The following is a 26524-nucleotide window of genomic DNA, read 5'->3' on the forward strand; positions in this document are numbered from 1 at the left end:
CAGCGCGTCCCCAAGACGCGATGTTGGCATTTTTTACAACTCATACATATCTTTTTCACCATTCATGACTTGTTCAATCAGCTTCCGATTCATCGTCGGCGCTAACAACTCAATAAATGTGTACACATAACTGCGCAAATAAGCCCCTTGCTTGACTGCCGCCCGCGAGACATTGGTGCCAAACAAATGACCAACCTTAATCGCCCGCAGCCCGGTATCGCGCTCAGCATCAAATGCCATTCCAGCAATAATCCCAACACCCATCCCTAGTTCAACGTAAGTTTTGATGACATCGGCATCAATCGCCTCCAGCAATACATCCGGCTTCAGATTGCGTAATGAAAACGCATGATCGATCTTGCTGCGTCCGGCAAAAGCACTATCGTAAGTAATCAGCGGATACGCCGCGATTTCTTCCAGAGTAATTGCTTTGGATTGCAATAAAGGATGTTCTGGTGGCACCACAACCATATGTTCCCATTGATAACATGGCAACGTAATTAAGCCTTCCGCATTTGCAATCGCCTCAGTCGCCAACGCCAGATCAGCCTGATCGTTGCGGACCATGTCAGCCACCTGACGCGGATTTCCTTGCAACAAAGACAATCTAACCTTCGGAAACTTCAACGTAAACGCCTGCACCACTTTAGGCAACGAGTACCGCGCCTGCGTGTGCGTAGTAGCGATAGTGAAACTGCCGCTATCGTGCGCAGCATATTCCTGCCCGATCCGCTTCAGCCCCTCGATCTCCAACATGATGGCCTCAACCGACTTCAACACCTGTCGCCCCGGCTCCGTCAGGCCGCGTATCCGCTTACCGTGACGCGTAAAAATATCCACCCCAAGCTCTTCCTCAAGCTCAATAATGGCCTTCGACACCCCAGGTTGCGACGTATACAACGCCTTAGCCGCCTCGGTCAGATTAAAATTTTGCCGCACCGCCTCGCGCACAAAACGGAACTGATGGAGATTCATGCGTGCCCTTCACTTTTTTGTCCAACGTGTTTTAAATAAACTACAGTACACAACGATTACATCTACTTATCAAAATTACACAGACCACCCGAAACAACGCAGCAGTACACACATCCCCGATACTGCAAGCCAGTACAGCAAGCAAGAGCAACGAAGCCTCACACTTCAAAAACGTCCGTAAAAGCGCGCCCCGAGGCGTGCCAACTGAGGCAGTCGCCATATAACAAGGCCGGCTAACGCAGCTGGGGGCGTTTTTATGGACGTTTTTTGTGTTTGTATATATCAAATGTGAATATAAGCAAATAAATACTATGTAGTTGGGAATAAACAAGAAGTTTATTACGATTCAGACTGTTCTGTATGGGCCTATATGACTTTATCTTATGTAGTGAGCGGCTTTGCCGTGGGATTGCTAGTCGGATTGACCGGTGTTGGTGGCGGTTCCCTGATGACGCCCTTGCTGACGTTGCTGTTCGGCATCCATCCTAGCGTTGCGGTGGGCACTGATCTGGCGTTTGCGTCTGCAACCAAGGTTGCGGGGACGTTTGCCCACCGCTATAGCGGGAATATCCGCTGGGATATTGTCCGTAAATTATGTCTGGGTGCCTTACCGGCCGCGATTATTACTGCGCTCGCCCTCAAACATTTCGGCACAGTCAGCCCTGAAATGGGCCAGATTATTCGTTATTCGATTGCGGGTTCGGTATTTCTGACCGTGATTGCTTTGCTATTTAAAGGTAAACTACAGCACTGGCTAAATGCGCATCCAGAAAAACAACTCAGCGGGACCAAATTAGCGACTGCGACGATTGTTGCTGGCGTGGTTCTCGGCACGTTGGTGACGATTTCATCGATTGGTGCGGGTGCTGTTGGCGCTACGTTGCTGGTGCTGCTGTATCCTCGCCTGACTCCGGCGGAAGTTGCGGGTACAGACATCGCTTACGCGGTGCCATTGACAGCGATTGCGGCTGCCGGGCATTGGTGGTTGGGATCGATAGACTGGGCATTATTGAGCGCCCTGCTACTCGGTTCGGTTCCAGGGATTACACTAGGCTCTTTGGCTGCACGAAAAGTACCTGAGAAAATTTTACGAGCCTTGTTAGCAGTGACGCTTACTAGCGTGGCTATCAAATTGGTTTTTTAAAATATTTACTTATATTAGAGACGTGGTTGCAAAACCACACCAGATTAGGAATAAAAGATGTATCGCTACGACCAATACGATCACCAAATTGTCAAAGAACGCATCGCCCAATATCGCGGTCAGGTAGAACGTCGCCTGTCTGACGAATTGGCTGAAGATGAATTCCGCATTTTGCGCCTGCAAAATGGCCTGTACATGCAACGTCATGCGTACATGCTGCGCGTAGCGGTTCCTTACGGCCTGCTGGCATCGGCACAAGTGCGTATGTTTGCGACGATCGCGCGTAAATACGATCGAGGTTACGGTCATTTTACGACCCGTCAAAACATTCAGTACAACTGGATCAAGCTAGAAGAATCGCCGGATATTCTGGCGGAACTGGCCACGGTCGAGATGCACGCGATCCAGACTTCCGGTAATTGTATTCGTAACATTACGTCTGACGAATTGGCTGGCGTAGCCGCTGATGAAGTCATTGATCCACGTCCGTATGCTGAAATTCTGCGTGAATGGAGCACTTTCCATCCAGAATTCGCCTACCTGCCACGTAAATTCAAATTTGCGATTAATGGCTCGGAAGAAGATCGTGCTGCCACGGCTGTCCATGACATCGGTTTAACGATGGTCAAAGATGCATCTGGCGAAATCGGCTTTAAAGTCATGGTTGGCGGCGGCATGGGCCGTACCCCGATTATCGGTAGCGTAATTCGCGAATATCTGCCATGGCAGCACGCGTTGACCTATATGGAAGCCATCCTGCGCGTCTATAACCAGCATGGTCGCCGTGACAACATTTACAAAGCGCGTATCAAAATTTTAGTAAAAGCACTGGGTGCGCCAGAATTTGCGCGTCAGGTTGAAGCCGAATGGCTGGATATTAAAGATGGTCCGGGCACGCTTACTGTGGAAGAATTGCAACGCGTCGCGCAATATTTCACAGCGCCAGCCTATGAAACATTGCCAGCGACCGACGCAGAATTCGAAACATTGAAAGCCAGCGACAAAGGCTTCGCTAACTGGATCAAACGCAACGTTAAGGCACACAAAGTCAGTGGCTATGCAGCGGTTATTCTGTCGTTGAAAAAGACCGGTGTACCGCCGGGCGATATCACAGCCGACCAACTCGATTTTGTTGCGGACCTGTGCGACCGTTACAGTTTCGGTGAAATCCGTGTGACGCATGAGCAGAATCTGGTGCTGGCAGACGTAAAGATTTCTGAATTATTCACACTGTGGAATGCCGTCAAGGCGCAAGGACTGGCTACGCCAAATATTGGTTTACTGACCGATATTATCTGCTGCCCGGGTGGTGATTTCTGCTCACTGGCAAACGCTAAATCGATCCCGATTGCGCAAGCCATTGCCGAGAAATTCGACAACATCGATTTTCAGCATGACATTGGCGATATCGAACTGAATATCTCCGGCTGTATCAACGCCTGCGGTCATCATCACGTCGGCAATATCGGTATTTTGGGCGTCGATAAAGACGGTGCAGAGTGGTATCAAGTCTCCATCGGCGGTGCGCAAGGTAACAGCACCAGTATCGGCAAGATCATCGGCCCATCGTTCTCGGCACATCAAATGCCGACAGTGATTGAGCGTCTGCTGGCTGTCTACGTGCAGCAACGGACCGAAGACGAGCGTTTCATTGATACCGTACAGCGGCTTGGCGTCGCTCCGTTCAAAGAATACGTCTATGCGACACCTATCAAAGCTGCACAACCAACTGGGGAGGATGCTTGTGTCTGAATCAATTAACATTATCAAAAATCGTAGCGTCGTCACCGATGACTGGACCGTTCTACGTCTGGCGGAAGGCGATACTGCTGACAGCGTCGCCATACCAGCCGGTAAAGTCATCGTCCCGTTGACCGTCTGGGAAGCACAGCGCGCCGCGCTCGAAGGCCGTGCCGATTTAGGCGTCTGGCTGAGCAGTAATGCGCGTCCCGAAGCCATCAAAGACGACTTCGCGCACTTTGCATTGATCGCCGTCGATTTCCCCATCTTTACCGATGGTCGCGGCTATTCAATCGCATTTAACCTGCGTACCCGTTACGGCTATGCAGGCGAATTGCGCGCCATCGGCGATGTGTTGCGTGACCAATTATTTTATATGTCGCGCGTAGGCTTCGATGCGTATGCAGTTCGCGCCGACAAAAACATCCACGATGCGTTAAAAGGTTTAACCGATTTCTCGGAAAAATATCAAACCTCGTGGGATGAAAAAACACCGCTGTTCCGTCGCGTAAACCGTCAGCCTGTGGTTCAGGGATAACGATCATGTCTACTACCGTCCCTGCCGATGCCAGCCTGGCATTACCTGATCTGATTGCGGCTACCAAAGCGACGTTGGAGAAAATCGCCAGCGAATATACGCCAGCGGTTTTTGCCTCCAGCCTCGCCGCAGAAGACATGGTGCTGACCGATCTGATTTTGCGTAGCAAGCTGGCGATCAACATCTTTACCCTTGAAACCGGCCGCCTGCATGCTGAAACGCTAGGTATGCTCGACCGTATCAAAGAAACCTACGACTACGACGTGACAGCTTTCCGCCCGCAGCCAGAAGCGGTGGCCGCTTATGTTGAGCAAAACGGCTTGAATGCGTTTTACGACAGTGTCGATATGCGTAAAGAATGCTGCCGGATTCGTAAGATCGAACCTTTGAATCGTGCGCTTTCCGGCAATAAATCCTGGGTCACCGGCCAACGCCGCAGCCAATCGCAAACACGCGCAGAACTGCACGTGCAAGAGCAGGATGAAGCCCACGCGATGACCAAATTCAATCCGCTGGCAGATTGGTCCGAGGAAGACGTCTGGGAATATATCCGCAGCAACAACGTGCCGTACAACCCGTTGCACGACAAGGGTTATCCGTCGATCGGTTGCGAGCCTTGTACTCGCGCGATTCAGCCGGGCGAGGATGTCCGCGCCGGTCGCTGGTGGTGGGAAAATCCAGAGTCAAAAGAATGCGGTTTGCATGTCGTTGACGGCAAATTGATCCGGATTAAAGCAATCGCTTAATCAGATCGATCCCTACGCCCGCCCGCCAGTAGACGCGCGATACTTGCAGAATGCATCATCATTATTTAAGAGATAAAACAACATCATGAATACTGCTGTAGAAAAGCTTTTTCTCGATAACGCCAGTGACCGCCATCTTGATTGGCTGGAATCTGAGGCCATCCATATCATGCGCGAAGTTGCTGCCGAATGTAGCAATCCGGCGCTGCTGTTTTCTGGCGGTAAAGACTCGGTCGTGATGCTGCGCATTGCCGAAAAAGCGTTTCGTCCTGGCAAATTTCCGTTCCCGCTAGTGCATATCGATACCGGCCATAACTTTGCAGAAGTGATTACCTTCCGCGACAAAAAAGTCGCCGAATTGGGCGAGCGCCTGATCGTAGGCTCCGTCGAGGATTCGATCAAACGCGGTACCGTGCGTCTGCGCAATCCACAAACCGACTCGCGCAATGCTGCTCAGGCTGTGACGTTGCTGGAAACCATCGCTGAACACAAGTTCGACGCCTGTATCGGTGGGGCCCGCCGCGATGAAGAAAAAGCCCGCGCTAAAGAACGTATCTTTTCGTTCCGCGACGAATTCGGCCAATGGAATCCAAAAGCCCAGCGCCCAGAGCTGTGGGACTTGTATAACACCCGCGTGCATCCGGGCGAAAACATGCGGGTTTTCCCGATTTCAAACTGGACCGAACTCGACGTCTGGCAATACATCGCTCGTGAAAAACTTGAGCTGCCGCCGATTTATTTCGCGCATATGCGCCAGGTGATTCCGCGTAATGGCTTGCTAGTACCGCTGACGGATCTGACACCTGCCAAAGATGGCGAAGTAGTCGAATTGCGCGAAGTCCGTTTCCGCACGGTTGGCGATATTTCGTGCACCTGCCCGGTCGCCTCTGACGCAGCGACAGTAGAAGCCATCATCGCAGAAACTGCCATCACGCAAATTACAGAACGTGGCGCCACCCGCATGGACGACCAGACATCAGAAGCATCGATGGAAAAACGCAAAAAAGAAGGATATTTCTAATGAATGCCGTAGTGTCTGAAAATAAGCCAGTCTCCGCAAAAACAGCGCATCCTCTGCAAGAACGTGGCCTGCTGCGCTTCATTACTGCCGGGTCAGTCGATGACGGCAAAAGTACATTGATTGGCCGTTTGTTGTTCGACAGCAAAGGCATTTTTGCCGATCAGCTGGATGCAATGTCACGCGCCAAACATAAGCGCACCGTCGGCGACACAATCGATCTGTCATTACTGACCGATGGTCTGGAAGCCGAGCGCGAACAAGGCATCACAATTGACGTTGCGTACCGTTATTTCGCTACGCCTAAGCGCAAATTCATCATTGCCGATACGCCGGGGCATGAGCAATACACGCGCAACATGGTCACCGGCGCTTCGACTGCGGACGCGGTCATCATTCTGGTCGATGTCTCCAAGGTCAAACTCGGTGACGACGGCAGCGTTGAATTGCTGACGCAAACCAAACGCCATTCAACCATCGCGCATCTGCTGCAAATTGAGCACGTGATCGTTGCTGTGAACAAAATGGATTTGGTCAACTACGATGAAACGGTCTATAACCGCATCGTTGGGGCCTATCAGGAATTTGCGCAACAACTTGGTCTGCGCGATGTTCACGCCATTCCATTGTCCGCGCTAGCTGGCGATAACGTCGTGACTGCTGGCGATAAAATGCCTTGGCATAAAGGCCCGACATTGATCGCGTTGCTAGAATCGTTGAGTGTGTATGAAGATGCGCACGATGAACCGTTCCGTTTTCCGGTGCAATTGGTGGCGCGTCACAACGGCCATGAAGCCAATGATTTCCGTGGCTATATGGGGCGTATTGAAGCAGGCAAGGTTAGCAAAGGCGACAAGCTGACGATTCAACCTAGCGGTCAAAGTGCGACAGTAAAAGACATTTTGGTATTGGAAGGCTCACTAGAATCGGCGGTGGTCGGCCAATCCGTGACACTGCTGCTGGAAGAGTATCTGGATATCTCACGCGGTGACATGCTGGCATCGGTTGAGCGTCCACCGACGCTGCTGAAAACTGTCAGCGCCGATCTTTGCTGGTTGTCGGAAGATGCGCTCGATCTGCGTCGTAAATACTGGATCAAACATACAACTAAGCAGACTGGCGCACGGATTACTAAAATCGATACGCTGCTGGATATCAATACACAGGAACGTCGCTCGGCTGAAACCTTGAAGCTGAATGATATTGCGCGTGTATCGTTGAATGTGCAGCAGCCGATTGCGGCGGATTCTTACGATGCGGTGCGGGCAACCGGGGCGTTTATTCTGATTGATGAAGTGACGCATCAGACTGTTGCTGCTGGCATGATTCGTTTCGACTAAAGTATTGTAAAGACGCGCATATGCAATCCTCTTTTACGACAATTACCTCTGGCTCTCAGGGTCTCGGCAAAGTCTATCTGGTTGGGGCCGGGCCGGGTGCAGCTGATTTAATTACGGTACGTGGCGCGCGGATTTTAGCGCAGGCAGACGTGGTGTTGCATGATGCGTTGGTGACGGAAGAAATGTTGGCGCTATGCCCGCAGGCGATCAAAATTCTTGTGGGAAAGCGTTGTGGGAAGTTGTCCACTGCGCAGCAATTCATTAATAAGCAGATGATCGACAATGCTCGGAAATTTGGTGTTGTGGTAAGGCTTAAGGGTGGCGATCCGATGATGTTTGGTCGGGCCGATGAAGAGTTGCGTGCGTTGGAGAATGTTGGAATTGAGGTTGAGGTTGTGCCCGGTATTACTGCTGCGCTGGCTGCCGCTGCTTCGGCGCAGCAGCCGCTGACTAAACGTGGGGTTTCGCGTAGTGTAGCGTTTTTTACGTCTAGCACTGCACCTGGCGAGGCTGATCAAACTGTTATTCCTGACTGCGATACGTTGGTGCAATATATGGGTGGGCGTGAAGCTACGGCTACGGCGCAGCGGTTGCTGGCACAAGGACGGGTGGCCTCTACACCAGTTGTTGTGGTGGAAAATTGTAGTCGTGCGAATCAGAATATATTGCGGTTGCGGTTGGATGAGTTGGAGAGTGGTTTGGCGCAGTGCGAGGGGCCAGTGTTGGTGATGATTGGGCAGGCCTTGGCTTCGCGTGTTGGGCGGGGTTTGGCGTATTTGGACGAGGCTGATACGCAGAATGTTGCTTAGTAGTGGTGATGGATTTATTTCGGTTCGTAGATGGCTAATAACGTTAGCGCTCCGTTGATACAAGCCGGGGGCGGCCCATCGGTTAATCCGGTGGGCTTTTTTACTTATAGCAGTATGCCTGCTACGTTAGTACTGCATTACCTATTAATGCAACTATGACATTATTAACAATCTAATCCGGTCTTATCAATTGCTCAGATCATCAAAATAATCTTCGCTTTTTAATCATCGCTTCAGCCGCTCTTATTTTCCCTATATCATGCAATAAATGTCCAAAAATGATACTGGCGTACACCTCGGCTTATGAATTTAACGCTGGAAGCATTACAAATCCTCGATACCATTGATCGCAAAGGCAGTTTCGGCGCAGCCGCTATTGCTTTAAATCGCGTGCCGTCGGCGCTGACTTATAGTATTCGTAAGCTGGAAGAGGATCTTGATGTCCTGCTCTTTGATCGCAGCGGTCATCGCGCAAAATTGACGGTCGCCGGTCTGCAATTATTGACCGAGGGGCGGCACTTATTGCTTGCGGCGCAAGATCTGGAGCGCAGAGTCAAGCGCGCTGCGACGGGTTGGGAAGTTGAACTGCGCATCGTTATCGATACCATCGTGCCTTTTGAAGCGTTGATGCCGCTAATTGCTGCCTTCGATCGCGAAAATGCGGGTACGCGTTTGCGTATTTCGCATGAGGCGCTCTCGGGCGTGTGGGAAGCCTTGATCAGCGATCGCGCAGACCTCGCCATTGGCGCGCCGCTCGATGGTCCTGACCATATCCGCATGAGCGGCGATTTTCAAACCCGTCAGCTACGCACTATCGACTGGGCCTTCGCAGTTGCGCCGCAACATCCTCTGGCTTCGATAAAAGAACCCTTAACCGCCAACATGATTCAACGTTATCGCGCCATCGCGGTCGGTGACACAGGGCGCGTTTTGCCTAGCATGACTTCAGGTTTGCTGATCGGACAAGATACGTTAACAGTGCCGTCAATTCCTGCAAAATTACAAGCGCAACTGAATGGTTTGGGGTGCGGTCATTTGCCGCGACGTCTGGCTGAGCCATATTTTGCTTCCGGCGCGTTGATTGAAAAAGAAACATGCGAAGCAAAGCCCGGCGTCAGAGCCCAAATCGCATGGCGAACACCGGTTTTAGGAAAATCTCTTAAATGGTTTATCCGTCAATTGGATAATCCCGCTACGCTTGATAGCTTACTTGGATAGTTAAATTGATATCAGATAATGATGTTTACACCAGATTTCTACGATTATTAGACGTTCTTATTTTTACGCAGTAACTCAAAATGCCCTATACAAACCAACGCGCCGGACAATACATCGGACGTTTTGCCCCCTCGCCTACCGGACCATTACACGATGGCTCTCTAGTTGCCGCGATGGCAAGTTATCTGGATGCCAAAGCGCATCAGGGAGCCTGGCTGGTAAGAATGGAAGACGTGGATGAGGCGCGCACTGCCCCATGCGCCGCCGATGCAATCCTGAATGCCTTGACGACCTTGCAAATGCATTGGGACGGGGCAGTAGAATTCCAAAGTAATCGGGGTTATTTGTATCAAGACGCCTTCGATAAACTGGGAAGACTGGCCTATCCCTGCGGCTGTACCCGTCGCGAAATAGTCGACTCTCACGTGGGTATTACAACCGACGGCGAAGCGGTTTATCCTGGTACTTGTCGTGCCGGCTTACCAGTTGGCAAAGCAACGCGTTCCTATCGTTTGCTGGTGCCGGAAGTCGGGCAACCAGCTGAACTAATTCGCTTTGAAGACAGATTGCAAGGACTGATACAGCAACATCTGGCAATTGAGGTGGGCGATTTTGTACTGAAACGTGTGGATGGATTTTGGACGTATCAATTAGCGGTGGTGGTGGATGATGCAGCGCAGGGCATCACGCATGTGGTGCGCGGAACCGATCTTTTGGACTCAACGGCAAGACAGATTTATTTGCAACGGCAACTGCATTTGCCAACCCCCGTTTATCTGCATGTACCAGTCATCACCAACGCCAGCGGCGAGAAACTATCTAAGCAAAATGGTGCACAACCGCTGGATTTGACGCAAGCCCTGCAAACTCTGATTAAAGCAGCATGGTTTTTAGGATTGGAAATCGGGTATGTGACGTCGATTGAGGCATTTTGGCCGCTGGCCGTGGCCGCGTGGGAAAACCAACGGCGCGTTGAACGGCCAATACAATTGCAGTAAGGGTCAATATTCGGAAGAATGCAGACCATTCCTATTTTTTCGACAGCAATGAGTGTGAGAAAGAACGTAAAACTGGTGATTGATCTATGCAATCACCAGAAAGCGAATCTTTAACGCTTCGGCATACCACCCAATAAAGCTGCAACCTTGCCTTTAGATCTGGTCGTGGTAGCAACCGACTTACTATTTTGCGCGCTCTCGACAGAGGACAAAGTCGGCTCGTAAGGCTTCAAAAACCACGGATCTATTTTTTCCTTGCGCGGCAACGATGCATAGGCGCTGCGGGTATGTTGATTACTGCGATCGGTCGATCCCGAACGGGTATCTGGTGACCGCGTGTCAGTCCGAGTGTTGCTACGAGAGTCGCTATCATCCCGACGCGGTGAACGTTCACGTTCGGCAACCCTTGGTTTCGGTGCGAAGCCAACCAACTCGGCACGCACAAATTTGTGCTTAATCATTTTTTCGATATCGACCAACAATCGTTCGTCTTTATCGGTATACAAAGAAATGGCATCGCCTGAAGCACCAGCGCGACCGGTACGGCCAATACGGTGAACGTAATCTTCGGCGTTATATGGCAAATCAAAATTAATGACGCAAGGCAACTCGGCGATATCCAGACCCCGGGCAGCAACATCGGTCGCAACCAATACTTCAATCTCACCTTGCTTGAAGGCTTCTAGCGCAGCCATCCGTTCGTTTTGACTCTTATCACCATGGATTGCAGAAGCATTGACGCCTTCGCTTTCCAAATGTTTCGCCAAACGCGATGCACCGATTTTAGTATTCGAAAAAACGATTACCTGCTTTAAATTGCGCTCACGGATAATAAACGATACGGCATCCAGCTTGGCCTGATCCTCGACCCGATACATGGTTTGCGTGACATTATCAGCCGTCGCGTTGCTGCGTGCGACTTCGATTGTGACCGGATTTTTAAGAAAACTACCTGCAAGCTTTTTAATTTCAGTCGAAAACGTTGCCGAAAACATCAGGCTTTGACGTTCTTTCGGCAACAAGTTAATAATGCGCTGCAGATCAGGCAGAAACCCCATATCGAGCATACGATCAGCTTCATCCATCACCAGAATCTGGGTCTGCGACAAGCTAATGGTTTTTTGCTGTACATGGTCTAGCAGTCGTCCTGGCGTAGCGATCACTATCTCAATACCAGAGCGCAATGCCGCAGTTTGCGGTGCCATGTCAATTCCGCCAAACACCACCGTGGCGCGCAAAGCGGTATGACGAGAATAGGCTTTAACGTTTTCTGCGACCTGATCGGCCAACTCACGGGTCGGCGTCAAGATCAAAGCGCGCACAGGATGCCGGGCCGGAGAAGCGCTGGTATTGGCATGCGCCAGTAATAATTGAATAATCGGCAGTGCAAATCCTGCTGTTTTGCCAGTTCCGGTTTGTGCTGCACCCATGACGTCACGGCCTTGCAGGACAATAGGAATGGCCTGGACTTGAATCGGCGTTGGATGGACGTAACCCTGATCGCTCAGCGCCCGCAGAATGTCTGGCGACAATCCAAAATCTGTAAAACGTGGGGGCGCAGATGCTTCGGCATCGGACGCAAGGAGGTTTTCTTGTTGCTGTTCAGACTGAGTGTCAGGCATGGTAATTGGCGGCCTTGCGCGCTAAATCGTTGAATCGTTAATCGATACCGACAGGCGCTGGCACTATTGCTTTCAATGAATTCGTGATTTCGTGTCAACTTTTACATCAGGCCAAAGGTTCTGGAGCAACCGTTTGACCGTATCCAAGCTGAAGCGATAGGGGTGTATAACTGTCGTTAGAACAGCACACTTTTGCATTACAGTCCAGCATTATACGCCTAGCTGCCACTTTTCCTCGTGTTGGTTCAGATACCCAGTTGATCTAGCGGCCAACGCGGTCGTACATTAAAAGCATAGTCACGTTGCGCTGCTTCTGGCTTACGTTGCAAGCGCATTGCACCGGCAAATGCGATCATCGCACCATTGTCGGTACAAAACTCCAACTCGGGATAAAACACTTTGAATCGGCGCTTCACTGCCGCAGCATTTAAGGCCTCACGCAATTGCTGATTGGCACCGACCCCTCCGGCGATCACTAAGCGATTGAGGCCAGTTTGTTTTAATGCAGCGAGACATTTGACGACTAACACCTCGACCAGCGCATCTACAAAAGCGCGTGCAATATTGGCTTTATCTTGCTCGCAAATATTGGACGTTTGTTTTTTTACCAAGGTGAGTACGGCTGTTTTGAGGCCAGAAAAACTAAAATCCAAATTCTTGGAGTGCAACATAGGCCGCGGTAATTGATACGCCGACGGATCGCCAAATTCTGCCAGTCGCGATATCGCTGGTCCGCCGGGATAGCCAAGGCCGAGTAATTTGGCTGACTTGTCAAAAGCTTCGCCAGCCGCATCATCCAAAGTTTCGCCCAGCAACGCATATTGCCCGACGCCATCAACTCTCATTAATTGCGTATGTCCGCCGGAAACCAGTAGGGCAACAAAAGGGAAATTCGGTGGATTAGACGCCAGCAGTGGCGACAAAAGGTGGCCCTCTAAATGGTGCACGCCCAACATCGGCTTGTCTAATGCCAGTCCCAGACCGCAAGCAACGGAGGCACCAACCAACAAAGCGCCTGCCAACCCAGGCCCTTGAGTATAAGCAATGGCATCGATTTCACTTAACTGAGTATTGCCTTCCGCCAAAACTTGTTGCAATAAAGGAATGGCCCGACGGATATGATCTCGCGATGCAAGCTCTGGCACGACTCCGCCGTATTGTTCGTGCATCGCCACTTGTGAATGTAATGCGTGCGAAAGCAGCCCGCGCTGCGTGTCGTATAAAGCTATGCCAGTTTCATCACAGGAGGATTCAACGCCGAGAACGATCATGGTAGGGATGAGTTTTTACAATCCAGCATTGTAATGGAAAGTGTCTTCGCTTTAATCTTTCCCCAAGCGCTGCATCGCATCACGCAAAAAATGTATGTGCTGCGAAAAACGCGTACACGCAGTACAAGTCCATAAATGGACCCGCACGCGCGCCCGATGCAACGGCGATAGTCTGCGATCTTGTGCTTCAGATAGCAGGCTTTGCGTTTCTCGGCAGGTAGGAAATAAACGATGACGTGGCATGAGTAATTGGTCCGGCTAAAAGGTCATAAAGTGTAGTCGTCGCAAGACCGAAAAAATTACATTAAATAAAGGATAGGCTATTTTTGCCACCTTTATTGCCATAATATTAACCAGGCTGCACACCAAACCAGTTCATTTGTAAACATTCACGCAAACGCGTGCGGGCGCGATAGAGAAGAACCCAGGCATTGGCGCTGGTAATATCCAGTTCTTTGCAGATGGCATCGGTATCGAGCTCGAGCCATTCGCGCATCATAAAAATGCGTCCTGTCTTGGCTGGTAATTTATCAATACAGAGCTGCAAAATATCAAAAAACTCTTTGCGCTCAAGTGTCCTATCTGGGCTGCCCCAGTCAGGCAAAGCCTCTACCGCATGATCTTTACTGGTGAAAAGCGCATCCACCATTTCGGCGTCGCTACGTTCGTCATAGACATCGTCAGTGAACTGCACTTCACGCTTACCGCGCCGTAACTGATCAATTAACTTATGTTTGAGTATGCCGATGACATACGTCTTAAACGAAGATTGCTGTTGAAATCTATCCGGATGCTCCATCACGGCAACAATAGTTTCCGAAACGGCATCTTCCGCCAGACTCGTATTACGCAATTGAAGTTGCGCGAACCTGACTAACTGGGGGCGTAGCGCTTGAAGATCACGAGGGTCAACTGCCATAAATAATCCAGCAAATTAGTATAAAAAATGCTTCCAAAAAGACAAGCGGTGCGGCTAACGTTAGAAATACCGCTATTATGCGGATAAATCGGCTTAGCGTATCAGGCATCAAAGCCGCTGAGCGCATCGCCAACGGCACCAGACTGTCGACGATTCTACCCGACTGTTGAGAGGTCGAATCTACGAAGCAGTAAAATTCAGATACTTCGACCGTTAATCTTTACGCAATCTACTATTGGCAATATTGTTATATGCAAAATACCTTATCTACGGACCCATTTATAGCTGCCCGCTTCATCAAAGAGATCGGACGCGGCAAAGATGGCGCTCGCAGCCTTTCTCGCTCCGACGCACACGACTTATATGCGGCAATGCTGGACGGAAGGGTATCTGATCTGGAGATGGGCGGCATTTTGCTAGCAATGCGTATTAAAGGAGAATCAGTCGATGAAATCGCCGGTTTTCTCGATGCTGCTGAGGCCTCTTTTGCGCCTTTATCAACCCCAGACGCAGCATCGATTTACGCGCCGGTTGTCATCCCCACTTACAACGGCGCCCGCCATATGGCCAATTTAACGCCATTACTAGCGCTGCTGTTGGCACGCGAAGGCATCCCAACGTTAGTGCATGGTGTGCTTACAGATACAGGCCGGGTCGCAACAGCAGAAATTTTTACTGCGCTTGGACATACGTTTTCTACTAACGTCGAGCATGCGATGCAATGCTTCGAACGGCAACAACCAGCTTTTATGCCGATTACCGCATTAGCCCCAAAAATGTCGCGTTTGCTGGATATGCGCCGGATATTGGGCGTGCGCAATTCGACGCATACCTTAGTCAAAATCATGCAACCGTTCAGCAAACCGGCGCTGCGCCTGACTTCTTATACGCATCCAGAATATCTCGTGATGCTGGGCACCTATTTTAAAACCACCGCGGCAGCAGAACGCGGCGATGTTTTTCTGATGCGTGGTACCGAGGGTGAAACGGTTGCAAATGCAAAAAGAGCGCAGCAAATTGAATGGTTTCACACCGGAACACACACTACGTTAGTAGAAAAACAAAACGTCGCCGAAGAAATCCCGGCGCTGCCGGAACAACGAGATGCTGCCGTCACGGCACGCTGGATAACACAGGTTTTAAAGGGAGATATCTCGGTACCGAAACCAATTGCAGAACAGGTGGCGCACTGCAAAGAGGTTTGCAAAACGCTGAAACTGCGGCAAAATCCCGCTCAACCCAGCCATTAAACGCCATCGATAAACGGAACTAAACCGATCTTTAGCTGACAAATTACGAGCAAATAATCTGGCCGGTATGAAAGCGCACTACTCGTGTTAGGCTAAGACAGCTATTACATGCGGTAAAGTCAACGCTATCAATTTACTCACAACAGGAGATCACGCTAACCTACGCTTTATTAATTCAGAGTAATTCTGTTTTAAGTCTTATGTCGTTTTTCCTCTCAATCAACTTCTTGCGCCACACTCTATTCGCACCGACAAAACCGATACCATCTACGGTTGCACGGTTATGGCAAGCACAGCAAGATCAATAAAACTAACCTTAGGGAGTATCCATGGACTGGGCTCTTCCATCCTTTGCCCTAGCAGATCCTCTTCAGTGGAATGCACTGTTATTGTTTGGCAGCTTGCTGCTATTCGGGTTGCTGGGCGGCTATATCGCGACAAAAACGCCTTGGGTTCCCCGGATTACCGGTTACTTAGTGGTCGGTTTCATACTGGGCGTCGGCGGCTTGGATCTGTTATCCGGCGATGTTCTCAAACTGGCAAATATTTTCGCTGATATTGCGGTCGCACTGGTCGTGTATCAACTTGGACGTTACGTAGACATCGGTTGGCTGCGCCGCGAAAAATGGTTGCTGGCAACTGTGATGCTGAGTTCAGCCTTATGTTTTGTGTTTGTAAGCGGTGCGCTAATATGGATCGGCACCTCAACCGTGCTCGCATTATTAGGTGGTGTGCTCGCCATCGCAACGGCACCGGCTGTAATCATGGTGGTAGTCAGGGATTTGAAGGCTGAGGGTCAAGTGACGAGACGGTTGGCTGCGATGACGGCGTTAAATAATTTTGTCGCGATCCTGGTGGCGTATGCATTACTGCCAGTCATTGCACATGAAGGCACAACGCCCTTCATCACAATGCTGGCACATACCGCGTATTCGCTCGTGGGATCGATATTGCTGGCATATGTGACGTATCGGCTGATGATCCCATTGGCGCGCCTGCTGGGCCGGCAGCCGAGTCGCCAATTCGTACTCGTCATCGCTGTGATCTCGCTGGCCATTGGTGCTGCCCATGCGCTGCAATTACCGGTATTACTGACAATGCTGGTGTTTGCCATCATGTCCAAGAATCTCGACCATCAGTACGATTTGATGGAATTAGAGTTCGGGGTCGCCAATGAGTTATTCATTGTCATGTTATTTGTCACCGTCGGCGCTTCTATCCGCCTCTCGGACTTGTCGATGGTGGGCCTCTCGGTTGTCGTCTTAATCGGTGCGCGCTTTCTGGCGATGGCGTGCGGGGTCTTTACCTTCGCCCATTTTGCGCGGATGAAATGGAAACAAGCGGCGTTGATCACCTTAGGCACATTGCCCATGACCGAGGCAGGTCTGGGTTTGATGCAGACTATTTCTTATCTTTATCCTCATACCACGGCAGATGTCCTGCCCTTACTGGCCGGTTGTCTGATCGTGCTGGAATTATGCGGACCGATAGCGACGCAATTTGCGTTAATTAAATCGGGTGAGAGCGGACGCGAAATTTAACTATCGGACTGATGCGAAAACCCCCGGTGCGCAAAATAGCAATACTTGCGCCATTCGCATCAGCCCGCAAATCATTGGCAGCAGCAGGCCAGCGGAGAAAACATGATTGATAGCGCAGACACAAGCACGCTGGAAACCCCGGCTATTTTGCCCTTTACCTCTTCGACGCCCTTTACGATGGGCATCGAACTGGAACTACAACTGGTCAACCGACGCAATTACAACCTGGCGAGTGATGCTGTCGATTTACTAACGTGGATTGAGCCACGCGAGCTGCAAAAACAAATCAAGTTAGAAGTAACGCAGGGAATGATCGAACTTAATTCTGACATCCACACCAGCGTAGCGACCTTGATTGAAGAGTTGAAAGGTTTGCGCTCTGCACTCAATAAGGGTGCGCAATATCTCAATATCGACGTTTCCGGCGGCGGTGCGCATCCGTTTCAGCACTGGAACGAGCAACGCATCACGCCAAGCGAGCGCTTTAATCACTTGCATGAAAAATATGGCTATCTAGCCAAGTCTTTCACTGTCTTCGGCCAGCATATTCACATTGGCGTGCCTAACGGCGACGATGCGATGTATTTAACGCACGCTTTTTCAAGATTTGTGCCCCATTTCATTGCACTTTCTGCCGCTTCGCCATTTTATCAAGGCGCAGATACGCAATTCGAATCTTCGCGTAGTAACGTCGTACGGGCGTTTCCACTTTCCGGCACGGCCCCGGTCAGCCACCGCTGGACAGAGTTTGAACGGTATTACGACGAGTTGCTGCAGATGGGCATTATCGACAGCATGAAAGATTTTTACTGGGATATTCGCCCCAAGCCGGAATACGGCACAGTCGAAATTCGTGTTTGCGATACCCCGCTGACCATTGAGCATGCCGCGCATTTAGGATGCTATGCCCAATTGCTGGCACGTTGGATACTGACTGAACGCCCGTTTGTGATCAGCGATGATTTTTATCTGCTCTACGAGTTCAATCGCTTTGAGGCTAGCCGCTATGGACTGAACGGCTCTTACGCAATACATGGTGAAACGTTGGCGATGTCATCCAAACAATCAATATATGACCATTTGCTGAAACATTTGCAAGATCTGGAGCGCTATACTCAGAATGACGCCGAACGATCAACGCTGAAACGTTTGAGTCATATGGCAACTGCGCGCCTCAGCGACGCCGACTGGCTGCGAAAAACATTCACGCAACGCGGCTCTTTGAATGACATGATGCGACTTTCCTCGGAATTATGGATGGGGGAAACACCTCCACCTTACTTTCAATAACTCTCTTTTATCTGCTTTAACGTAATATTTAAACAACGGTTAAGTAACAATTAATGGCAAAACAATTTGATGTCGCCGTAATCGGCGCAGGGGCCGCTGGCATGATGTGCGCAGCAGTGGCAGGCCAACGCGGTAAAAAAGTGGTCTTACTTGACCACGCAACCAAACTGGCGGAAAAGATTCGGATTTCTGGCGGTGGTCGCTGCAACTTCACGAATGCTGCAGCGGCCCCCCAACACTATTTATCGCAGAACCCGCATTTTTGTAAAAGCGCCCTGTCGCGTTATAGTCCGCAAGATTTTATTAGCTTAGTAAAACGTTATCGCATCAATTATCACGAAAAACATAAAGGTCAGCTCTTTTGCGACGATTCCGCAGAACAAATTATTGCCATGCTAAAAGCAGAATGCGCACTCGGTAACGTTAGCTGGCGCATGCCTTGCAGCGTGGCCAGTATCGGAAAAGAAGGCGACTTATTCAGAATTGATACTGGTACAGGTGAAATACTGGCCAATAACGTCGTGATTGCCACAGGTGGTCTATCGATACCAAAAATCGGCGCCACCGATTTCGCTTATCGCATCGCACACCAATTTGGCTTAAAGATGATTGCCCCAACCCCCGGCCTCGTGCCCCTGACATTCGATGCGCATGGATGGCAGCCCTTTGCCCCATTGGCGGGGATCGCCTTGCCTGTTGAGGTCGTGGCCGGAGAGAAGAAGGCACGCGGCTATTTCAAAGAAGATTTGTTGTTCACGCATCGCGGTTTATCCGGCCCGGCAATTCTACAAATTTCGAGTTTTTGGCAATCTGGCCAACCTCTGAGCTTGAATTTATTGCCAGAACTGGACATCGCAGAAACGCTGATAGAGGGCAAAACCTCCATCAAAAAGAATTTCGGTAATTTATTGTCTCAATGGCTACCAAATAGACTGGCGCTTGGCCTGCTAGAAGCAAATGGCATTGATCCTGCCGCCCGAATCGCGGATACTCCTGACCGGATTCTGAAAAAATTGAGTGATTCGATCAATCGCTGGGCTATCGTACCAAGTGGGTCCGAAGGCTACCGCAAGGCCGAAGTTACTCTAGGCGGAGTAGATACCCGAGAATTATCCCAACAAAGCATGATGGTCAACAAAGTCCCAGGATTACACTTTATTGGGGAGGCGGTCGATGTCACAGGTTGGCTGGGTGGCTACAACTTTCAATGGGCTTGGGCATCTGCGACCGCAGCAGGCTTGTCGCTTTAACCTTACGTTACAAACTTAAACATATTGATGTTGTACAAACTGCTACAGTTGCAGTGAGATTTATTCGTTACCGCACTTGAAAGAGATACACCATGTCAGACCAACCATCAAAAAATGGCTTTATCTTCGATAAATCCTCTCCGGATGCAACAGCAGAGTTCCTAGATTTAGCCAAACTCGGGGGCGTGCTTAAACGTCAATGGATAATCGTAGTAACATGCATCGCATTGGGCGCAGTTGTCGCTGTGGGACTACGGCTCACTCTTCCGTCAAAATGGAGAGCGACAGCAACTTTACAAATCGGTCAAATGCCATTGACTACCCCCACCAAAGATTCAATTCAAACCGTGTTGGTGGAACCGCCAGCACAAACAGTGGAACGTCTGAATCAGCGCGATCTGGAAGATAAATCGCTTGCGGCATCAGGATTGCCATTGGATGAAAGCACTGACAAAAACACGGCGTTATTTCGCCAATCCCTTAAAGGAGTGGTCGTCAAAAACACCAATTTCATTGAAATAAGCCTTTCAGCCTACTCCATTCAAGATGCTAAAAAATATTTGAACGCCGTTGCCCGATCCCTAATTGCTCTACATGATCTGCGCATGGCACCAATATTAAAAAATGTGAATACGCGGGTCGCAGCCAACCTCACGCAGATGGCAGACGCGCAAGCACAGCGCACGCGCTTACAGGGAATAATAGCCAGCATGGGGCAACCGAAATCGGACGGTCATTTTGCCCCGCATATTGTCGCAGTAGACTTACTGGCAAAGCAGGAGCAACAAATACAAGATCTGACAACGGAGCGCACACTGCTCTCCGATTTATTGCTGCCATCGAATACCTACCCAACTACGGTAATTGATGCTGTATTTGTGCCAGATCGGCCCTACTTTCCGAAACTTTCAGTCTTTCTTCCCATCGGTGTATTGCTAGGCGCAGCACTGGGCATCGCCCTGGCACTTCTACGCGACTGGAAAAAAACTAAGAAAACCGTGTGAGCTTTGCCACATTTACACTAACATTTACACACAGGCGGTTAGATAACTTCCCTTTATTCTTTTCGCCTGCTATAATCGCCCTCTTCCCAATTTAACAATGGTTTGAATTTACATGACCACAATTCGTCTTAAAGAAAACGAGCCGTTCGAAGTCGCCATGCGTCGCTTCAAGCGCACCATCGAAAAAACAGGTCTATTGACCGAGTTGCGCGCACGCGAGTTTTACGAGAAGCCGACAGCTGAACGTAAGCGCAAGCTAGCAGCTGCAGTGAAGCGTCATTACAAACGCATCCGCAGCCAGCAATTGCCGAAAAAGCTGTACTGATTCTTCACCGCACATGTTGCGGTGCAAAGACAAGAATTACAAACCCGCTCCGGTGTTGTTCCGCAGCGGGTTTTCCCATTTAACTGCGACTTACGCAGAATACTTCCGCAAGGCAAGGAGATTAAAAGACTCATTAGTCTTATAAATCCTTCGCCGATCCGGCAAGATAGCATTCCGCGGCCGGGCAGTTTACGCAAATCCTATATTGATTTTATCTGGAGATTCACATGGGCCTCAAAGAGCAAATTACAGAAGATATGAAGGCCGCGATGCGTGCCAGAGAGACAGCGAAACTCAACACAATTCGTCTGATCACTGCTGCAATGAAGCAAAAAGAAGTCGATGAAAGAATTACCTTAACCGATACGCTAGTTCTTGCCATCATTGAAAAAATGATCAAACAACGCAAAGACTCGATCACGCAATTTGAGGCTGGCAATCGCCAGGATCTGGCCGATATCGAAAAAGCGGAACTCGTTATTCTTACCGCATACATGCCAGCAGGATTATCTGACGCAGAAATTCATGCAGAAGTTGCCGCAGCGGTCAGCGCCAGTGGCGCCAAAGGTCCGCAAGACATGGGTAAAGTGATGGCAATACTAAAGCCAAAACTAGCAGGACGCGCCGATTTGACCGTAGTATCCGGGCTGGTCAAAATCGCCCTGTCAGCAAACGCTTAATTTAAGCCGGCGTGATCCCACCATCCTTTATTCAGGATTTACTGACCCGCGTTGACATCGTCGACGTGGTGGGCCGCTATGTTCAACTCAAAAAAGGCGGCGCAAACTTCATGGGTTTGTGTCCGTTTCACAACGAAAAATCACCTAGTTTTACAGTTAGTCCGACCAAACAGTTTTATCACTGCTTTGGCTGTGGCGCGCACGGAACAGCGATTGGATTTTTAATCGAGTATTCCGGCCTCGGCTTCGTCGAGGCAGTCAAAGATCTAGCCCAAAACGTCGGCATGGTCGTGCCGGAAAATGACGATAAAATTCCACCAGCACAGCGCGCCGCCTATCAGGCGCAAAACCTCGCCCTGTCAGAAGCGATGACCATCGCCTGCGACTTCTACCGACAAAATTTGCGCTCCGCACCGAATGCAGTGGCATATCTCCAGGGCCGCGGATTGACCGGCGAAATCGCTGCAAAATTCGGACTTGGTTATTCAATAGACAACTGGGACAGCTTACGTACCGTTTTCCCTGATTACGAAGTCACTGCGCTAGTCGAATCCGGCTTAGTCATTGATCGCACGGACGAAGAAGGTAACAACCGCAAACGCTATGACCGTTTCCGTGATCGCATTATGTTTCCTATCCGCAATACCAAAGGCCAGGTTATCGGTTTTGGGGGGCGGGTCATGGATCATGGCGAACCTAAATACTTGAATTCTCCAGAAACACCCCTATTTCAAAAGGGCAGCGAGTTATATGGTTTATTTGAGGCACGTCAGGCAATTCGCGACGCCGGTTATGTATTGGTGACAGAAGGCTATATGGACGTAGTAGCGTTGGCGCAATTAGGGTTTCCGCAGGCGGTGGCCACTTTGGGCACTGCTTGTACGCCAACGCATGTAAACAAACTATTGCGCCAAACCGATCAAGTTATCTTTAGTTTCGATGGCGACGGCGCGGGACGACGGGCTGCGCGAAGAGCGCTAGATGCCTGCCTGCCCCACGCCAGCGACAACAAAATTATCAAATTTTTGTTTTTACCTAAAGAGCATGATCCCGACAGCTATGTTCGCGAATTGGGCGCAGAAGCATTCGAACGTCAAATTCATGATGCGATGCCATTATCACAATTTTTGCTCAACGAAGTCACCGCAGAGGTCGATTTAAATACGTCGGAAGGCCGTGCACGCGCACAATTCGATGCCAAGCCAATGTTGCAAATCATGCCACCATCATCGCTACGATTGCAGATTGTGCGTGGATTAGCGCAACTAACTCAATCAACGGCGGCAGAAATTGAATCATTGTTTGATCTGGCAAAGCCGATTGCACGCGCTCGACAAGCACCGCCACGCAGCAATCGCCCGGCGCCAGTCGGACTAGAACGGCAAATTATTCGCCTGATGGTTGCCCATCCGGCACTGACATCGGAATTGGACGAAGCCGCATTGGCTGCCGTAGCTAACTTTGCACCAGACCGCGCCGAAATGCTGGCGCAGTTAATCGAAGCAAGTCAAAGCATGGGCGCTCAGGCTAGCTTTGCCTCCTTGGCCGAACATCTGCGGGAAGGCGGCCCGGAATTCGAGTCCCTTATTGCTGAAATTGCAGCAGAAGCAGAATCCGAAATCGAAACTGCCAGAATGGAATTGGCTGACGCGATTCGACAGACTAAGATGCAGACATTAAAGGCAGAATTAGCCCAATTGGCAGCAAAAGGATTAGGGACCGATGAGGCGCGCAATCGCTATCGTGAGATAACCGTGCAGCAAGAGCAGTTGCGACGACAGGCTGAGTCGGAGTTGGCGCAACGTTAATAGTGCGATAGAACAAGTCGGAACGCCACAATATTGACATTAAAAGCAACAAAAGCCAGCAAAAATCATCCTAGAGGATGGGCTCTTGCATTGGAGAAAAGCATCTCCATATGCTACAATTAAAGGCTTTAGATTCAACATCTTAACCCCATGTAATAGGGGCTAAATTGTAGAGTTTGGAATGTTTTGAAGTGTTATTAACAAAATTGAGGAATGGCGCGCAGGTCGCTCCATTGGCAACTCGATGGCAACTGAAGCTCAAGAGAAATGTCTGAGTGTAAGTTGCGATTTAATTGAGAGTCACGAAAGCATCATAAGGTATTGCGCAGATTAGTGTAACCAGTTTGGTAAATGATTCCATGGCGAACGCAAATGAAGAAACCCGCGAAACCCCTGATAATTTCCACCAAAACAGTGAAGCCGATAGCGACAAAGTTAGCCGCGCACTCTTCAACTGTAAAACCCACCAAAACGACCGTTACCAAGTCGCTTAGTAATACGGCAGGAAAATCGCCGGGCCAAAGCATTATTCGGTCTGGCACCAAAAAACTAGCGCCTAAAGTAGCCGTCAACGCTGCTCCCAAGGCAGTTTCCAAGGCGGCTGCAACGCCCACGAAAAAAAGTGCATCAAGAACTGTTGCGAAGCCAGTATCTGAGAAATCGAAAGCCCCTGTGACAAACAAGAAACCCGTACTCAAAGTCGTCAAGTCGCCTAAAAACATCGTTCCTGAAGCAATTGTCCCAAAGGACATGAGCGTGATGATCGGATCAGGCGTTAGCCAGACGACCGATGCCGCTACGCTCGCGGCGATTGACACCTCCAGCTACATCTTGCCTTCGGTCAAGGTGCCGGGCCGTCGTGGTCGCAAGCCAAAAGAATTTCAACCAGAGAACGACGAAATCGCTGCATTGAATGCAGTTGAGCGTGCTGAGCTTAAAGCTGTCGACAAGGCTAAGGCCAAAGATCGGAAAGCAAAAGAAAAAGCATTGCTGAAAGATGCATTTTCTTCAGACACGGAAGCGTCTGAGGAAGAACTTGAGGCGCGCCGTCAAAAGCTCAAAACGCTGATTAAAATGGGTAAGGAACGTGGTTTCCTTACTTATTCAGAAATCAACGATCATCTCCCCGAAAACATCATCGATCCAGAAGCGATCGAAGGCATCATCGGTACGTTTAGCGACATGGGTATTGCGGTTTCTGAGCATGCTCCTGATGCAGAAACGCTGCTTTTGTCAGATAACGTGGCAACTGTTACCAGCGATGATGAAGCTGAAGCTGCCGCTGAAGCCGCACTGTCAACTGTTGATTCCGACTTCGGCCGTACTACCGACCCGGTCCGCATGTACATGCGTGAAATGGGTTCGGTCGAGTTGCTGACACGCGAAGGCGAAATCGAAATTGCGAAGCGTATCGAAGATGGCCTGAAGGATATGATCCAGGCGATTTCCGCGTGCCCGACAACAATCGCCGAAATCATTCTGGCGGCGGAAAAAATCGCAAAAGATGAAATCAAGATTGATGAAATCGTTGATGGCTTAGTTGATTTAAACGCAACGGATGAGGCCTTAACTGCGACTACAGTTGCGGCAAGTTCTGACGACGATAGCGAAGACGAAGACGAAGAAGACGACGAGGAAGAAGCCGAAGAGGAAGAAGCCAACAGCAATTCCGGCGCAGCTGGCTTCTCGGCAGAACAACTTGAGCAACTCAAGCGCGATGCGCTGGCCAAGTTCGAAACCATCTCGACGCAATTCGACAAAATGCGTAAAGCCTTTGAAAAGGACGGCTATAACTCTAAGCCTTACGTCAAGGCACAAGAAATTATCTCAAACGAACTGCTCGGCATTCGCTTTACCGCAAAGGTAGTTGAGAAATTATGCGACACATTGCGCGGTCAAGTAGATGAAGTTCGCAAAATTGAGCGCCAAATTCTGGACGTTGCAGTCAACAAATGTGACATGCCGCGCTTGCATTTCATTAAGGTATTTCCTGGCAATGAAACCAATCTGGACTGGGTTGACGGCGAAGTCAACGGAAACCATCCGTACAGCATTGTATTGAGCCGTAATGTACCTGCAGTAAAAGAATTGCAACAACGTCTGATCGACCTACAATTACGGGTCGTCTTGCCATTGCCTGATCTACGCGGCATTAACAAGAAGATGGGTGCTGGCGAGAAAAAAGCACGTATGGCGAAGCGTGAAATGACCGAGGCCAATTTACGTCTGGTTATTTCGATCGCCAAGAAATATACCAACCGTGGCCTGCAATTCCTGGATCTGATTCAAGAAGGCAACATCGGTTTGATGAAGGCGGTAGATAAATTTGAATACCGTCGCGGCTATAAATTCTCGACCTATGCAACATGGTGGATACGCCAGGCTATCACCCGCTCAATCGCGGATCAGGCCCGGACTATCCGAATTCCGGTTCACATGATCGAAACGATCAATAAAATGAATCGTATTTCTCGTCAAATTTTGCAGGAAACAGGTGCAGAGCCTGATCCGGCAACATTGGCGATCAAAATGGAAATGCCTGAAGACAAGATCCGCAAGATCATGAAGATCGCCAAAGAGCCAATTTCGATGGAAACACCGATTGGTGACGATGACGATTCACATCTGGGCGATTTCATCGAGGATAACAATACACTGGCACCGGCTGACGCAGCATTGCATGCATCCATGCGCGGCGTAGTCAAAGATATTCTTGATTCCCTGACGCCACGCGAAGCTAAAGTGCTGCGCATGCGTTTCGGCATCGAAATGTCGACTGATCACACGCTGGAAGAAGTCGGTAAGCAGTTTGACGTAACGCGGGAGCGTATTCGTCAAATAGAAGCTAAGGCATTACGCAAACTGCGTCATCCTTCGCGCTCCGATAAGCTAAAAAGCTTCCTGGAAGGCAACTAAGCTAGCGACTGCTTCTGCACCATATTATTACAAAGCAACTATAACAATAGTTGCTTTCAAAGCGGAATTTCTTCTACAATGCTGATCCGCTTAAGAACTATGGTGCCGATCAATCCCGGTGG

Annotated in this window: 23 protein-coding genes; 18 read left to right on the plus strand and 5 right to left on the minus strand. The window is 49.9% G+C overall.

What is annotated here, in order from left to right:
• Positions 1-33: 33 nt before the first annotated feature.
• The gene (locus C7W93_RS13895; protein ID WP_108440801.1) at positions 34-975 is read right to left on the minus strand and encodes a CysB family HTH-type transcriptional regulator; all 942 of its coding nucleotides are present in this window, start codon (positions 973-975) and stop codon (positions 34-36) included.
• A 370-nt stretch (positions 976-1345) separates the two neighbouring features.
• Here C7W93_RS13895 and C7W93_RS13900 point away from each other — a divergent pair, with 370 nt between their 5' ends.
• The 9 genes from C7W93_RS13900 (at position 1346) to gluQRS (ending at position 10526) form a co-directional block, all read left to right on the plus strand.
• Positions 1346-2119, plus strand: a complete 774-nt coding sequence (locus tag C7W93_RS13900) for a sulfite exporter TauE/SafE family protein (RefSeq protein ID WP_108440802.1) — start codon at positions 1346-1348, stop codon at positions 2117-2119.
• 57 nt (positions 2120-2176) lie between these two features.
• Complete coding sequence (locus tag C7W93_RS13905) at positions 2177-3871, plus strand: nitrite/sulfite reductase (protein ID WP_108440803.1); 1695 nt, start codon at positions 2177-2179, stop codon at positions 3869-3871.
• Positions 3858-4397: a DUF934 domain-containing protein gene (locus C7W93_RS13910; RefSeq protein WP_108440804.1), complete on the plus strand. Its 540-nt coding sequence runs from the start codon at positions 3858-3860 to the stop codon at positions 4395-4397. Before C7W93_RS13905 ends, C7W93_RS13910 begins: the two co-directional genes overlap by 14 nt.
• Before the next feature lie 5 nt (positions 4398-4402).
• Positions 4403-5143, plus strand: a complete 741-nt coding sequence (locus C7W93_RS13915) for a phosphoadenylyl-sulfate reductase (RefSeq protein ID WP_108440805.1) — start codon at positions 4403-4405, stop codon at positions 5141-5143.
• Between the two features lie 85 nt (positions 5144-5228).
• On the plus strand, positions 5229-6164 hold the full coding sequence (gene cysD, locus C7W93_RS13920) for a sulfate adenylyltransferase subunit CysD (RefSeq protein WP_108440806.1): 936 nt from the start codon (positions 5229-5231) through the stop codon (positions 6162-6164).
• Positions 6164-7501 (plus strand): sulfate adenylyltransferase subunit 1, encoded by a 1338-nt coding sequence (locus C7W93_RS13925; RefSeq protein ID WP_108440807.1) that lies wholly within the window; start codon positions 6164-6166, stop codon positions 7499-7501. Before cysD ends, C7W93_RS13925 begins: the two co-directional genes overlap by 1 nt.
• A gap of 20 nt (positions 7502-7521) precedes the next feature.
• A complete protein-coding gene (gene cobA, locus C7W93_RS13930; RefSeq protein ID WP_108440808.1) occupies positions 7522-8310 on the plus strand; it encodes a uroporphyrinogen-III C-methyltransferase in 789 nt (262 codons plus the stop codon).
• 303 nt (positions 8311-8613) lie between these two features.
• A complete protein-coding gene (locus C7W93_RS13935; RefSeq protein WP_108440809.1) occupies positions 8614-9528 on the plus strand; it encodes a LysR family transcriptional regulator in 915 nt (304 codons plus the stop codon).
• A gap of 80 nt (positions 9529-9608) precedes the next feature.
• Positions 9609-10526, plus strand: a complete 918-nt coding sequence (gluQRS, locus tag C7W93_RS13940; RefSeq protein ID WP_108440810.1) for a tRNA glutamyl-Q(34) synthetase GluQRS — start codon at positions 9609-9611, stop codon at positions 10524-10526.
• Positions 10527-10636: 110 nt separating this feature from the next.
• Here the strand turns inward: gluQRS and C7W93_RS13945 are convergent, their stop codons facing one another.
• The 4 genes from C7W93_RS13945 to C7W93_RS13960 all read right to left on the minus strand — a co-directional run bounded on the left by C7W93_RS13945 (position 10637) and on the right by C7W93_RS13960 (position 14338).
• Complete coding sequence (locus C7W93_RS13945) at positions 10637-12148, minus strand: DEAD/DEAH box helicase (RefSeq protein ID WP_108440811.1); 1512 nt, start codon at positions 12146-12148, stop codon at positions 10637-10639.
• 245 nt (positions 12149-12393) lie between these two features.
• A complete protein-coding gene (tsaD, locus tag C7W93_RS13950) occupies positions 12394-13419 on the minus strand; it encodes a tRNA (adenosine(37)-N6)-threonylcarbamoyltransferase complex transferase subunit TsaD (RefSeq protein WP_108440812.1) in 1026 nt (341 codons plus the stop codon).
• 51 nt (positions 13420-13470) lie between these two features.
• Positions 13471-13662 carry a zf-HC2 domain-containing protein gene (locus C7W93_RS13955; protein ID WP_108440813.1) on the minus strand — a complete coding sequence of 64 codons (192 nt, stop codon included), beginning with the start codon at positions 13660-13662 and terminating at the stop codon, positions 13471-13473.
• Between the two features lie 106 nt (positions 13663-13768).
• Complete coding sequence (locus C7W93_RS13960) at positions 13769-14338, minus strand: sigma-70 family RNA polymerase sigma factor (protein ID WP_108440814.1); 570 nt, start codon at positions 14336-14338, stop codon at positions 13769-13771.
• Positions 14339-14589: 251 nt separating this feature from the next.
• Between C7W93_RS13960 and ybiB the strand changes: the two genes are divergently transcribed.
• The 9 genes from ybiB (at position 14590) to rpoD (ending at position 26402) form a co-directional block, all read left to right on the plus strand.
• Positions 14590-15588 carry a DNA-binding protein YbiB gene (gene ybiB / locus C7W93_RS13965; protein WP_108440815.1) on the plus strand — a complete coding sequence of 333 codons (999 nt, stop codon included), beginning with the start codon at positions 14590-14592 and terminating at the stop codon, positions 15586-15588.
• Positions 15589-15917: 329 nt separating this feature from the next.
• Positions 15918-17129, plus strand: a complete 1212-nt coding sequence (locus C7W93_RS13970) for a cation:proton antiporter (RefSeq protein WP_108440816.1) — start codon at positions 15918-15920, stop codon at positions 17127-17129.
• Positions 17130-17231: 102 nt separating this feature from the next.
• Complete coding sequence (locus C7W93_RS13975; protein ID WP_108440817.1) at positions 17232-18419, plus strand: YbdK family carboxylate-amine ligase; 1188 nt, start codon at positions 17232-17234, stop codon at positions 18417-18419.
• A 53-nt stretch (positions 18420-18472) separates the two neighbouring features.
• Entirely contained in the window at positions 18473-19669 is a 1197-nt protein-coding gene (locus C7W93_RS13980; protein ID WP_108440818.1) for an NAD(P)/FAD-dependent oxidoreductase, read from the plus strand.
• A gap of 92 nt (positions 19670-19761) precedes the next feature.
• Positions 19762-20673 (plus strand): Wzz/FepE/Etk N-terminal domain-containing protein, encoded by a 912-nt coding sequence (locus C7W93_RS13985; protein ID WP_108440819.1) that lies wholly within the window; start codon positions 19762-19764, stop codon positions 20671-20673.
• A gap of 112 nt (positions 20674-20785) precedes the next feature.
• Positions 20786-20998: a 30S ribosomal protein S21 gene (gene rpsU / locus C7W93_RS13990; protein WP_005665410.1), complete on the plus strand. Its 213-nt coding sequence runs from the start codon at positions 20786-20788 to the stop codon at positions 20996-20998.
• 227 nt (positions 20999-21225) lie between these two features.
• A complete protein-coding gene (locus C7W93_RS13995; protein WP_108440820.1) occupies positions 21226-21678 on the plus strand; it encodes a GatB/YqeY domain-containing protein in 453 nt (150 codons plus the stop codon).
• A gap of 11 nt (positions 21679-21689) precedes the next feature.
• Positions 21690-23486 (plus strand): DNA primase, encoded by a 1797-nt coding sequence (gene dnaG / locus C7W93_RS14000; protein ID WP_108440821.1) that lies wholly within the window; start codon positions 21690-21692, stop codon positions 23484-23486.
• Between the two features lie 672 nt (positions 23487-24158).
• Positions 24159-26402, plus strand: a complete 2244-nt coding sequence (gene rpoD, locus C7W93_RS14005) for an RNA polymerase sigma factor RpoD (protein ID WP_370446497.1) — start codon at positions 24159-24161, stop codon at positions 26400-26402.
• Positions 26403-26524: the final 122 nt, after the last annotated feature.

Source organism: Glaciimonas sp. PCH181, from assembly GCF_003056055.1.
GTDB lineage: Bacteria > Pseudomonadota > Gammaproteobacteria > Burkholderiales > Burkholderiaceae_D > Glaciimonas.